Origin of the sequence: Microbulbifer sp. MI-G (assembly GCF_030440425.1) — a bacterium.
GTDB lineage: Bacteria > Pseudomonadota > Gammaproteobacteria > Pseudomonadales > Cellvibrionaceae > Microbulbifer > Microbulbifer spongiae.
The window spans coordinates 403436-417523 of sequence record NZ_CP098023.1 but is presented as its reverse complement, the minus strand read 5'-3'; the positions used below and the strand labels follow the sequence as shown (position 1 = coordinate 417523).

The 14088-nt window shown below is 54.2% G+C and carries 3 protein-coding genes; 1 reads left to right on the top strand and 2 read right to left on the bottom strand.

The annotated features are described in order from the left end of the window. Nucleotides 1-2: 2 nt before the first annotated feature. Both M8T91_RS01715 and csrA read right to left on the bottom strand, forming a co-directional pair. Complete coding sequence (locus M8T91_RS01715; RefSeq protein ID WP_301416224.1) at nucleotides 3-8618, bottom strand: RHS repeat-associated core domain-containing protein; 8616 nt, start codon at nucleotides 8616-8618, stop codon at nucleotides 3-5. 1272 nt (nucleotides 8619-9890) lie between these two features. Continuing rightward, entirely contained in the window at nucleotides 9891-10079 is a 189-nt protein-coding gene (gene csrA / locus M8T91_RS01710; protein ID WP_301416222.1) for a carbon storage regulator CsrA, read from the bottom strand. 1139 nt (nucleotides 10080-11218) lie between these two features. On the opposite strand from csrA, the gene M8T91_RS01705 reads away from it, so the two are divergent. After that, entirely contained in the window at nucleotides 11219-13570 is a 2352-nt protein-coding gene (locus M8T91_RS01705; RefSeq protein WP_301416220.1) for an Ig-like domain-containing protein, read from the top strand. Nucleotides 13571-14088 lie beyond the last annotated feature (518 nt).

The following is a 14088-nucleotide window of genomic DNA, read 5'->3' as shown; positions in this document are numbered from 1 at the left end:
AATCATGGCCTGCAATATTTAATACAGATGGACATATGATCTAGAGAGCTAGCCGTGTGGTTGGTTGCATATCCATCAGGGCGAGAATTCCATGCACCACCAACTGTGGCTATGAAATTACTCTGGTGTGACCACATACCGCCAGTTGAATCATAGTTATTCCAAATCACTGCATTGTTTGCTATCGCCTGCATACTGGGCCTAGTCCACCCAACTGGATCAACGGTAACCAACTTGTATACTTGTGAACCACCCGCAACTATATGCGAAGCTGTATCAGCACCATAGCTATGAGCTACAACTGTAACCCTGCCTTTGTGATCTGAAATATAGGTTGAAAGAGCATCGGAGTCAGTCCATTCAAAATACTTAGCACTCTCTTCGCCATATTCTTCAATGTATGCTTTGTACTTATCCTGGACAACAGGGTCGCTCAACCCGCTCCCATCCCCTGCACCGCCCACAAACGCCACTTTATCGCTCCCAGTAATATTGGGTTTTTCGGTGGGCGGTGTTCCTGATCGAGCTATCGAACCCATTGCCATTGCAAAGGCCGCGGTCGCTGCCCCATTGGCAAATTTGCCCCCGGTTGCCTCCGATATAGACCCCGACACCAGCATCCTTGTCGCCAGTTGGGTATCTTTGCCAAACCCGCCGCCGACACCGGCCGATACAAATCCGTGCCCGAACTTCCCGCCTCCAATCACAGACAGTACACCGCCAAACGTGCCCCGCAACGCAAATGCGGTTGGACTCCAGCCGCCCGGCATACCCGCGAATGCGCCCGCGGAGATGCCCCCGAGGACCCCGTTTTTGAAAGCTAACGCCCAGCTACCGGTAACCTGGTAGGTCTGCACGGCATTGTAACCAGCCAATACCGCCGGGCAGGCGGCCTGTGCCATTATACAAACGCCCACCTGGACTACAGCGTTCAGTGTAGGGTTCTGTGACAGTTTATAGTGTATGGCCCGGCCATTCAGCCAGCGGTCCCGAAAACGCGTCCACTTGCTGTAGCCGCTGGGGTCGGTGTAACTGAGGGGGTTATTGTGCACGTAGGCGTAGCGGTTGTAGCCCTGCACACTGGCCACATCATCAATCACGGGGTCGGCGGAAACAAACCTTGAGAGTGTTGGGTCGTAAACCCGACCATTCATGTGTATCAGGCCCACGGCGTCGAGCATTTCGTGGCCGGTATAACCCCGGTTACTGGTGAGGTGATTGAAGCTGCCCACCCCAAGTGTGGCAATGATATTTTCCGGTGTGCCGAGCTGTTCCCAGGAGAACGGGGCCCTGCGCTTGCCCCAGGGGTCAAAACTATAGACCAGCTTATTGCCCAAGTGGTCTTTTGCCACCTGGCCGGCTTCGGTGGTAATCACATCCAGGCTGCCTTGCAGGTCCTTGAGCAGGTAGCGGGTCTCTCTGCCGGTAACCTGATCCGATTGATCCAGATTCACAGTTTCCATTGCCACTCCGGCAAGACTTCTGCGGTAATAGGCTTTGACAAAGCTGCCATTCCGGGTCCGCTCAATGACTTTTTCAACACCGCCGAGCTGTAAGGTGGTGACGCTGCCATTGCCGTTGTCATCCACCCGCTTGTAGCGGTTGCGGTCCGGGCCGTAGAGAAGGCGGGTACTGTGGCTGCCCTTTTCAATCAGGGTGGGCTTGTCGAAAACGCTGTATTGCAGGATTCGACCGCTGCCGTCACCCACCAGGTTGCCATTGTTGTCGTACTGGTAACTGATGCTGCCGATGCTGGTGACGGCGTGGGGCTGTGGGCCATTGTAGCTGTAGTTGCCCACACCGGTCTTGAAGGTGATGTTACCGCCGCTATCGTACCGGACCTCCTGTACATCTGCCTGGCTTCCGCTGTTATAGAGGTAGGCGTAGCGCAGGCGGTTGAGATCGTCGTACTGATAGACTTCTTCCAGACTTTTTTGGTAGCTGCCATCGCCGCTCTGGTCGGTTTTCGACATCAGGTTGCCAATGGTGTACCAATCATAGTGCAGGTTCTGTATCTGACCGATGCCGGGGGCAATATCGGTGAGAATATCGGTAAGACGATGGCTCCGGGGATCGTACTGATAGGTTGTGGTGAGACCGTTACCCAGCCTGACCTCCCTCACCTGGCCATGGGTGGTCATAGCTTCCACAGTGTAATAAAAACCGCTTCCGACCGGGGCCCGCAAGTCGCGCAGGCCCTGTTTGTAGCCATAGGCGTTGTAAACGGTCTCCACACCATAGAGGTAGTCGCCCTGTTGGCCCACCTGCTGGTTGCTGGCGTCGAAGTTTTTTACAGCACGGCTGTACTTGTCGTAGGTGACTTTTTCGAAGAAGTCACCGTCACCGCCGATCAACCCCAGGGAAGTGGTGGTTTCCCCCAGGCGACCGTACTGGTCGTAATGCAGTAACTTGAGGTGACCGAGATCTTCCAGGTTGGGGCTGCAGCCACCCTGAATGGCCACCGGCGCCTGGGCGACGGCCACCAGTTTGCCATCGAACCGGTAGAGGGAATCGCAGCCCGGGTCTTGATCGTAGTACCAGCGGGCGAACTGCTGCAGGTCACCATTTTGGCTGAGCGAGTCGAAGTTTTTGTAATCCGCACGGGTGATCATACGCCCCAGGGCGTCGTAGGTCATGGCGGTACCCTGAGCCTTGGCATCCCTCTGCCAGTGCAGTTCGCCAAAACCGGTGTAGCCGTAGGTCCAGGTACCCTTGTCCGGGTCGATCATTTTGTCTTTGCGGCCCAACTGGTCGTATTCGATACTGGTAAGTGCCGTCTGGAGGCCGCTGCTGTCGAGTACCTTGACGTTTTTCAGCTGGCCGTCAGCGTAGTAGCTGTATTGCAGCTTGCCACCGATAGCGTCCGTGATTTCAACCGCCTCACCGAGGAGATTGTTTTGCGTGGTTTTACTCTGGCCACAATTGGTCACTGTGATCGAAAGCTCATTGTAAACCGTGGCAACATCGCACTGGCCGTCCGGTGCATCCACCAGGGTGGTACGGCCAAGTAAATCATAGTGGTAGAAAGACCAGCGCGGGTTGCTGCCGGTGTGGGGTTCCGACACCGCCTTGACCCGCGACTGCGCATCGTATTGGGTATCCACATAGATCGGGTTGCCGTTGAAGCCCTGTGTCTGTTTGCGAACCTCCCGCCCCAGGCGGTCGTGATAGGTGATAACCCGGGTCTGGTCGATACCGGTCGTGGTAGATTTGTAATGGGCAGGAACACCGGCCACCGTGGGACAAGTCACGGTCGCGCTGCACAGTGTTTTCAGGGTGGTGCTGTGGCTGCCGGTTTCAACATATTCAAAATAGGCATCGCCATATTGTGAATAAGCGCGGCTGGTGGCCACGCCACTGATATCCAGTGCTTTCCCTGCTGCACCGAAGGCATTGAAGTCCTGCAGCTGTGCGGTGGTCTGGTTCAGGGCGTTGATCCGGGTGGTCGCGTAGCGGCCATAGCCATCGTAAAGCGTCTGGGTCATGCGGCTGTTGCCAACGGCATCCGTGACTTTAACAGAGGTTCGATTGCCAAAGCGGTCGTGTTGATATTGGGTATGCAATTCGAGCCCGGTGCCCTTTGCTACCCATTCATCGGTGAGCAATCCGGTGATCGGATCGTAGCCGAAGTCTGCCTGGCGGGTAATGGCGGGCGCTGCGAGCCTGCCGAACCGCTCGGTGGTGACCGTGCTTTTGATTAAGCGTCCCGTGTGCCAACGGTTGCTGTCCACCACATTGTTATAGTTGTTCGTGGTGGTCTGGTTTTGCAAGCGGTTGCCGGCTGCATCGAAGTTTTCAACGATCACCTCGGAGACATTGCCATACAGCAGGTCGGCCGTTTTGGCACGGTCGTAAATGGTCTGGGTGGCTTTATTGCCGAGGTAAGTGCCATCAAGCTCGTACAATTTATCGATGGCCTTACTAATATAGGGAAAAACCGTTTTACCGGTTGGCGCAAACGCATCCAGTTCGTTCACTGAGCAACTGATCAAAATTTGGCTGGTATCGCTACAGGCAGCAGGAACGGCAATATTGCCCAGGCTCGGTTCGATGACCTTGGCCGTTTCCTCTGGCATGCCGATATAAGGGTAGTCCTGGCGATAGTAAGTGGTGGTCTTGACCTGATTCTGCGGGTCGTAACTGGTGACCTGCTCGAAGCCCAAAAAGCCGCGGCCCCCGCCCTGTATGCGGCCCTTGGCGTAGTGATAGTGCACTTCTACCGTGTTGGCGTCATTGTTGGCTGCCGGCGCATCCGAGGTAGCCTTCTGTACCACATACATGGGGGAGTAGAGATCGAATACCGGCGAACCATTACCGTAATCCAACCCGGAGGCGCCCGTGGTGTGGGTGTAAACATTACTGGAAGCGTCATTCAGGCGGGCATACCGGATCTCGGTTTTCACCCCGAAACCATCGGTAATACGGCTCAATACATCTATTGGCTTGTTTTTGTGCTTGGGCTTGAGAATGCGCAGGTACTTCTCTGCAAACGGCACCCGGTTGTCACAGGGATTACCCGAGGTAACGTCCTCAAGTTCCGAGCAGATTTCCAGAATTTCCCCACGGCCATCGCCATCCAGGTCCAAGGTGTAATGAAAGATGTCGGTCTCGTGCACACCCCAGACAAAGCCGGTATTCAAGGAATTACCAAAACCGGTGGGCGTGTTGAGAAGAACATGCAGGGTGCCAAAGCTGCCGCTGACATCTTTTGGATACAGAATATCTGTAAGGCCATCATCATTCCAGTCATAGAGTAGAGGGTCTTCATCGACCTGGGAGGCCAGCGTTCCGGCACGAACAAAATTATCGCCGGTAAAATGATATAAAGCCCATTGGGATTCATCATCTGAGCGATACAGCATATCTACAAGGCCATCCCCGTTAATATCTGCAAAACGCTGTTCTGATTTAAAAGCCTGCCAGTGCTCTTGCTGCTGGAAGATGATACTGTGGCTGCCTGTTCCGGATGAGATAAGAATGGCGAAATGGTTCCAGATCAAAACCGGCGTATTGTTTGGGCATTCAAAGTGGGGGGGATCACATATCCATTTGGTGGTTACAATTGCACTGAAATCCGCAATGCCGTCATTGTTCAAATCAGAGACAATATCATTGTCCCTAATTGAGATGGCAACTCTCTGCCGGTCATAACCGGGGGGATAGGGAATCTCAGGCAGGTTCAGTATTTCCCGGGTCGTCTCTGCAGAGGCAAACTGGAGACCTCCACCCGGTTTCCGCTCCGTGAGCCGGACAACAGCGGCCACTTCTGCTTCATCACCGTACATCCCGTCATCGGCCTGAATTTTTAAATAATCCGGCAGTCCATCCCCATTAAAATCATACATATTGCCTTTTTGATCGGGCTCATAGGGAATTGCGGTGGTGAGCTCGGTACCGGAGAAGGCACTACCCAGTGATAGATTCACTTTCCAGGCGCTACCACTACCTGCCGGTACGTGTAGCAAATCACTTTTGCCATCATCGTTGTAGTCCACCAGATGCCATTCTTTGTGGACATTGGAGCGCGCGCGGATCTGCGTATTCTGTGGGTTCAGGCCCCCATTGCCATCACCCAGGGCAATACGAAAATAATAGCGGTCATCATCATTGGTCCATGGATCTCCCGGCGATAATTTAATCCATACCAGGTCCTGTATGCCGTCACCGTTGATATCACCAGCCTTACCGCCTATAAAGTTACGGGAGAGCAAACTCGTATTGGGTGCATCGTCGCCAACTCCCATTGCGGTCAGCTCGGTGTACTTAAAACTGGTCGATGGCCGACAATTGTCACCAACACATTCCTCGATGGCCGCCATGCGCAGGCGGCCAGTAGCACCGGTCTCATACGTGGGTACATAACGGCGCAGCTCGGTGCCATTGGCTTTAGAAGTGACGGAGGTGAGACGGCGTGTCAGGGATTTACTTTCGCCAAAAGCATAGCCATAAAGTTTGTCACTGCGGCTGCTGTCATAAACAAACCGGATCTCGTTGAGTGGGGCATCACTGGCATTGGCTGCATAATAAATAGTGTCAATCACATGTTCGCCAGTATCCGCATCCTTCAGGTAACGGTATTGAATATAGTTACCCGCGCTGTCCTCTTGCCGATTCAAGTGCCAGACATTGGCGGTATAGGCGTCTTCGCTCAAGCCGTAGTAGGAGATGGAACCATCCTTGCGATAAACCTCGAAGCCTTTGCCAGTGCCCACATTGGTGGAAACCAGTTTCACACGTATAAAGGAATCCAGCGAGGGTCGATACAGCGAGCCTACGCTACCCAAAGTACCGCTGATCAGTTTGAGGCGGTGACCATCCAGGCAATACCGATCAAAGGCACTGCCGTTGACATTGTCCTCTTCCTGCGTGCGGCGACAGGCAGTGATTGCGGAGAGACCACTGATGCTCCACCCCATACCCAGAAGGCCATTGCCCCTTTCACTGTTGTAAGACAGTGCTACTGAGGGTACGGCGCCGCCGGAGGCGGGGCCGGTTATTATGGGAACGGTGTAGTTGGCCGCTCCGGATTCGGTGACCCGGAACTCACCGCCAACGATGCCTACCCGATCCGATGCCAATACCCCAGTAGCGGTATTGGGCAGTGCGGTCTCCCTGTGTGGCGGTACTTCAATGGCCACCGGCGGCTCGGATATTGCGACCTCCACGATGTCGGAGACGGTGTCTCCGGAACAGGGGGCATAGGCGGAAACCTGATTACAGGCGCGTACTTTGAAGGCATGGAAACCATCGTTAAGGGTATAGTCCCGGGATAAGCTCTGTAAATCCGTATGGGCACGCTTGTCACCTTCATACCAGGTAATGGGACCATCAGATGCATTTGCGCTACCGGGGATCACTTCGTAGTATTTTACATTGCCGCTGGCAGCCCCCCAGTTGAGATTGATGAAACCGGTACGGGTAAAAGTGGCAGATGGCTTGACTTCTCCCGGAGGGCTTGGACGCTCGGCAACAATCACACTGACGGCACTGCTGGTAGGGCAGTTGTTCTCACGTGAGCAACGTAAATTGAAGGCTTTGACCGTATAGGTATAGTTACCATCACTGCGCTTGGGAAGGGTGTAAGTATGCGGCGCATTGGGTGTTTGCGGGTCACTGGCCAGGGTTTTTGCTAATTGCCCGTTCTGATAGATTTCGTATTGATAGACGTCTTGGTTTTTTAAATCCGTCCACCGCAGGGAAATAACGCCGTCATCATCGTTGGGCAGTGGTTCTATGGTCGGTTTAGTGGGTATAACCTGATTCCACACCTCAAGGGATACCGGATTGCTCCAGCTGCTGCTACAGCCGGCACTGTTACAGTTCTTGGTGCGAAATTCCCATGTTCCATCCCCCAGCCCGGCTACTTGGAAGGAATGGCTTGCCGCGGTGGAGTAATTACCCTCCCCTGGCCAGCTACCACTCTGGCGTTTTTGCCAGCGCACCGTGTTGATGGGCCCGGAGCTGTTGGAGGTAATAACAGTATTGCCATCATAGGAAACGGTGTGCTGAGCAGAGACTGTCGGCTTGCCCGGTGCCAGCACGATAGTAATTGAATCGCTTGCACGCCCTAAATCGAAACATTCACTACTAGGGCATCGATAACTTTCCAGGCGATAGTGATAGGTACCACTGGCAGGCACTGTATCGATATAAACGCCGTTTTCCACTCCGGCGGCCCGAAACAATTGCTCGCTGTTGCGGGACAGCACGAGATATTGTCCTGCCGCCCATTCGGCATCCCACACCAGTGTCACCTTCGCGCCCTGGTGAGATTGTATAAAGAAATCAGGAAAATCCGTATTTACCTGCTTGAAGCCAGTAAAGTTTCCACAGGATCGAACCCCCGAATAAGTACTGCATGCACGGACCCTGTAGGAATAGGTTCCGCTTTTCGTTTTGGTATATGACCTGGATGTCCCACTTTGAGTCCAACTTGCGGAAGTTTCACCGGTTTCCTCGACTCGGTAGGTTATATCGCCATCTCCGCTAACGGCATTCCAGCGAATCGCATAAATGCCATCTGCGGATGACGAGGGTACAGTGAAACCGCCAGGGACCCCGGGGGCCCTGGAAACAATCAGGTTATCGGAGGCTTTATATTTCCCGGTTACACCATTTTTTTTGGCAGCAACCTGATACCGATAGGTGCCGGTTGAGCGTCCAGACAGGGTCTTACTGGTTGAGGAGCCGGTGTAAACCGTAGACCAACTGCCACCGTTTCTCTGCTCCCGCAATATATAGCTGTCGCGCCCGGATACGGCATTCCAGGAAACCGTGAAGCTGCCACTGGTTGAAGACCCGGGCAGGTTAATGGCACTTGGGGTTCTGACAACGGTGATCGCCTTGCTTGCAGTATAACCACTACAAGCCACATAACAGGCTCTGACTTGATATTCGTACACGCCGGAAAGGCGGCCGGAAACCGAGGTTTGTCTGCCGGAACCACTATAAACCGTAGCCCAACTCCCTGCGTTTTTTCGCTCTCTCAGTTGGTACTTACCCGGATTTCCAGGGGCAGCGCCCCAACCGATAGTAAATGCACCGGTTTTATTGTTGGCAGCAAGCGTGATCCCGCCGGGCTTCGGGATACTGACCTTGACCGTATGGCGACCACTCAATATCCAGGAACCCCCCGGATTATTGAAAGTGCCCTGTTGTTCTGGGTTAAGCCTCTGCGGAGCCAGTGGTACATTTGCACCAATTTTATTGTCACTCCCAGGAATAGAAGAAAGCAGGCAGGTTGGGCACGGGTCATACCAATTCTTGTAGTAAAATTCCACTTTGTAACTGGCGGAATTGGAAACTGAAAAAGTAAAACTGCCCCCTCTTGTGCTCGCGGTATGGGTTGACTTTAAACTGCCATTGCGAAAAAGCCGGAGTTCAGCAGCAACCGGGGTGGCGGAAGGATTTACAGAGTAATTGATTGTAAACTGGCCGGTGGTGTTACTGGCAGGTCCGCTTACATCAGCCAACACTGTGCCAGATATCAGCCCAAGGGCCAATATCACAATAGATCGTACTACAAACACCTTACCCACTCCAAAGCTTTCAAACTGTTATTTTTTACGTACCCAATCCAGCAGGGTGGTTAAAATCAGCCTGTTTGGAGTGAACCGCGCTGTCATTTTGAGCTTCCCAAATCACCATTTGGGAACCATCTCTAGAATTTTTGGCTTTATGAATTGAATACCCGGAAATTCCCGCAACAGGAAAAGTGAAATGGTAAAAGCGTACGCTTTACAGGCCCTTCAAGTACCGAAACAGCAGAACCCCTGGCAATCAGATGTTTCAATTCAGCAAACGTAGACTTGTCAAATTTTTTTTATTTTACTTGTCATGCAGATATTAAGGAAATGAAATAAGCGCCAAACTTGTGATCCCTCCCATAATGAGGGACAAATATTTTTCACTCCTACGAAGCCGCGACACCTTACCGTATTTTTATGTGGCTTCCGTCACGGGCCGGGCTGGGAAGGGGTGCTAAAAAGCTGCGCGGTCAGAAAATGCCGCGCGTGGATGCGATACCACAGAGGCAGATAACCGAGCAGGCGCTCTAGCACTGGCGCCAACAATACAGCGAAATGCGAACCGAGCCGCGCAACAAACTCCAGCGACCGCAAAAGAAGAATGAGCAATTGTGCCGAATCGTATCGGGTCTCATTCTGGATGCCGCAATCTTGTCGAAGGCCACCAGAGGAAACTTTCGGGCCCGATCAGCCCCACTACAGTGATCCGATGTGGTGGTATGCTGGCGCAGGCCCCGCAAAATGCCATGCGCGGCGAGCCTGCACAGATACCTGCAATGGAGGCGCTCGCCCCTGTTGCGCCCAGGGCTGCGGTTTCACAGGGCAGTTGCGGTACCGGGCGCTCCCACTGGCAGAATGGGCTTTTCAACACTTTTCCGTGTCCTGCGCCTGCTCCTTCTGGATACGCAAATACACTTCTTCCCGGTGCACCGGCAGGGATTTGGGGGCCGCGATGCCCACCCTGACCTGGTTGCCGGAAATACTCAATACGGTGACGGAAACATTGCTTCCGATTCTGAGATTCTCGCCGGGGCGGCGTTTTACAACCAACATAAGCCTTTCCTTCCGGGTTGCAGATCCCGGTTTGACTTTTTGTGATGGGCGTATTTGAACAGTCACAGTGGAAAGCGGAGGGGCGCGGGAACGGTAGGCGGTAAAGCAGAACCGGCGGACGCAACGCGCCCAGGGCCCGGGTAACTGCGCCAGGCGCTTGCAGGGGCCCCGCTTTATTGAAGACGAGCGGGCTTCTAGCGTATTATCCATATAGCCATTTTGATAGTTGAGTTATCAATTTGGTTAGCTGGCCCTTTGGTGGTCCCACACCTTGGGTCAGCGCCTTTTACTTACGCTCAGGCCACTTTATCGTTCTCCTGCTGTAGGGAAGGCTCTTTCAGAAAATGCCCGGGCTGGAAACTGCCCGGGCTTTTTGGGCCCCTTGCGCTACTGGCTCGCAAAAACCGGCCCAAATACCGATAAAAGTCTTAGGATTCTACGCCGCTTTGACACGAAAGAAAACGCAATGCAATCCAATAAGATCATTTGGATGCCTATATTTCTCATCGCAGGAGCCCGGAAAAACCGCAGTGCCCTTTTAAAAAGGACCGCTTTCACTGGCCTGCTTTACCGCTACTTACACGAGAAAGCCACTGGACAACCTCGCCGATTTTTTTAAAGAGCCGAAACCGTTCTGAACCCCAGTAATTTTTGTCTCTCTCCCTGTCCTGCTACCAGACATCCAAAGGCTTGTTTTTTGACGGCCTGCAGACTCCACGCAGCGATCAAAAGCCCACTGCCGGGCTGCATTGAAAACGGTAACCCTGCGGCCTGCCGGGGACTGCCATACCGCCGGTTCCCTAATCGCTGCGCTATAACGGCAGGTCTTTTACCGCGTGGCCAGTGGCATGCGCAATATGCTGATGCCGGGTTGTGTATGGGTTGTGTCATTTCTGCGCTCTTACTACACTCGGTGCACGCATTCCTTTTGTATTTTTGTTTGCGTTTTTACCGAAGCGGTTAATCAAAAAACAGTGGTCACCAGGGCATTGCCATTTACAGCACCGGCGGGCCTCTCAATCAATCTATCTGTCTGCGCCATGATGGGCGTATTGATTCAATAAAAAAGCGTGTAACACTCGGGCCAGAGCGTGGCTTGGCACCTTAATTTTTAAATTGACGCAACGGGGTTCAGGGAAATGACTTTAAGGCTCTTTTGGATTATTTTGCTCGGTGCCGTTCTGGCTGGCTGCGACTCAGATAACAATAATAATCAGGTCCCCAGACTGGTATCCATCTCAATATTTCCCGCAGGCAATCTGTCCCTGGCGCCGGGTGAGACACAGCAATATATTGCCAGAGCCAATTTCAGCAATGGCACCAGCTCCAATATTAGCAACAGTGTGAATTGGCAAAGTGAAGATAGCGCGGTGGTCACCGTCAATAACAGCGGTGTGGCCACGGCCGTAGCCCCGGGGAGTACCCGTATCTTCGCCAGCTTGGCGGGTATTGTCAGCAACCGAACGCCAATCACTGTGAGCGGAGTTGTGCTCACCAGTATTCAAGTGACGCCAGCGGTGGTGAACCTGCCCAGGGGTAACAGCCAGCAACTCACGGCTCTGGGAACTTTCAGCGATGGCAGTACTGCCGATATCACCGACAGTGTGGCCTGGCGCAGTGACAACACCACAATTGCCACGGTGGATAACCTGGGCGAAGTGATGGCGGTGGCAGCGGGCAGCACCAGCGTTTTTGCCAGCCAGGGGAGCATTGTCAGCAATACGGTGTCGGTAACCGTGACCAATGCGGTATTGACCAGTATCCAGGTGACGCCGGCGGTGGTGAGCCTGCCCGTGGGTAACAGCCAGCAACTCACGGCCCTGGGTAATTTCAGCGATGGCAGTACCCTGGATATTACCAGCAGTGTGGCCTGGCGCAGTGACAATACCGCAATTGCCACGGTGGATAGCCTGGGTGAGGTGGTGGCGGTGGCAGTGGGCAGCACCAGTGTCTCCGCCAGCCAGGGGAGTATTGTCAGCAATACGGTGTCGGTGACCGTAATCAACGCGGTATTGACCAGTATCCAGGTAACGCCGGCGGTGGTGAGCCTGCCTGCCGGCAACAGCCAGCAGCTCACGGCCCTGGGCAATTTCAGCGATGGCAGCACCCTGGATATTACCAGCAGTGTGGTCTGGCTCAGTGACAACACGGCAATTGCCACGGTGGATAGCCTGGGCGAGGTGGTGGCGGTGGCGGTGGGCAGCACCAGTGTCTCCGCCAGCCAGGGGAGTATTGTCAGCAATACGGTTTCGGTCACTGTAACCAGCGCGGTATTGACCAGTATCCAGGTAACGCCGGCAATGGTGAGCCTGCCCGCGGGCAACAGCCAGCAACTCACGGCTTTGGGCAATTTCAGCGATGGCAGCACCCTCGACATTACCACCAGCGTGGACTGGCACAGCGACAACACCGCAATCGCCACGGTGGATAGCCTGGGCGAGGTGGTGGCAGTGGCGGTGGGCAACACCAGTGTTTTTGCCAGCCAGGGGGCTATTGTCAGCAATACGGTTTCGGTGACCGTAACCAGCGCGGTATTGACCAGTATCCAGGTCACCCCGGCGATGGTGAGCCTGCCCGCGGGCAACAGCCAGCAGCTTACGGCCCTGGGCAATTTCAGCGATGGCAGTTCCCTCGACCTTACCACCAGCGTGGACTGGCACAGCGACAACACCGCAATTGCCACCGTGGATAGCCTGGGCGAGGTGGTGGCAGTGGCGGTGGGCAGCACCAGCGTTTTTGCCAGCCAGGGGGCTATTGTCAGCAATACGGTTCCGGTGACCGTGACCAATGCGGTATTGACCAGTATTCAGGTGACGCCGACGGCGGTGGACCTGGCCCAGGGGCGTAGTGAGCAACTCACCGCCCTGGGTAATTTCAGCGATGGCAGCAGTACCGATATCACCACCAGCGTGGATTGGCACAGCGACAATACCGCAATCGCCACGGTGGACAGCCTGGGCGAGGTCACAGGCGTGGGGGTCGGCAGCACCAGTGTGTTTGCCAGCCAGGGAAGCATTGTCAGTAATACGGTACCGGTCACGGTCGTCGCCCTGTGCAATATCGCCTCTTACCAGGGGACGCAGGAGGATGTGAACGGCGATTTGGTGACGAAGACTTTTTATTGTGCGCCAACACGTGCCCAGGTGGAGGCTACGGGAACCTTCGCTTCCCTGGAGACCTTTACTGAAGGCGGTATGGAGTTTGCCAAACTCGATTTTGATGACATGGTAGTCTATTGTTTCACCGCCTTTGGTGGCGCTCCCCCCACCCCCCCCTTCTCTGACTCGGCCTCTTTTGTCAATGCCAATTTGGTGGCGGGTTTCGGCGCGCCGCCCTTCGCTTGGCCTGTTTCTGAACCCTACTTAACAATCAATGCTTTATTAGAGTATGTGCCCATTACCCTCACCGGTGCTGGAGGCGCAATTGAAGGCCCGCCTGAACCCGTCACACCGGCAATCCGGGGTGTGCCTATCTGCACCACCACCCCCTAGCCCGGATTGGCATCTGTCGCCGGGTTCCGAACAGGGTCGGCAGAACTCTGACGCCGGGCTGTCCAGCAACAGCCCGGACTTAATTCGCGTGTTATCTTGCACGGCCTGCTACCGATCCGGAAGCCAGTTTCCCCCAGCGAAGACTGGCAGAAGCCACCCTGCTGATTAGTTCAGCAATGGGCGGTCTGTGCGGCAATCGGCATTCGGCGTATCCTTTCCACAGGATACCACCTGGCCGCAGCGCACCCTTTGCCTGGCGCGGTTTTTGGCAATCTCCTGCGGTTTTTATGGTTTTTGATTTGCCTATTTGACCCAGTGTTTTCCAGCCGTGTGGCACGACCCTTTCAGTGGGGAGAATCAGGTCACTTTACAGGATTTTATTTCCTAAACTTTCAATAAAACGCGCATACGCTATTCCCCACCCGGATTCCCTGAGTGCAGACCTCAAGATTCCAAAATTGATGCTTTGACGGCTTTCTGCTAGCCTGACAGGCATGAATGTTCGATACGATACCCAG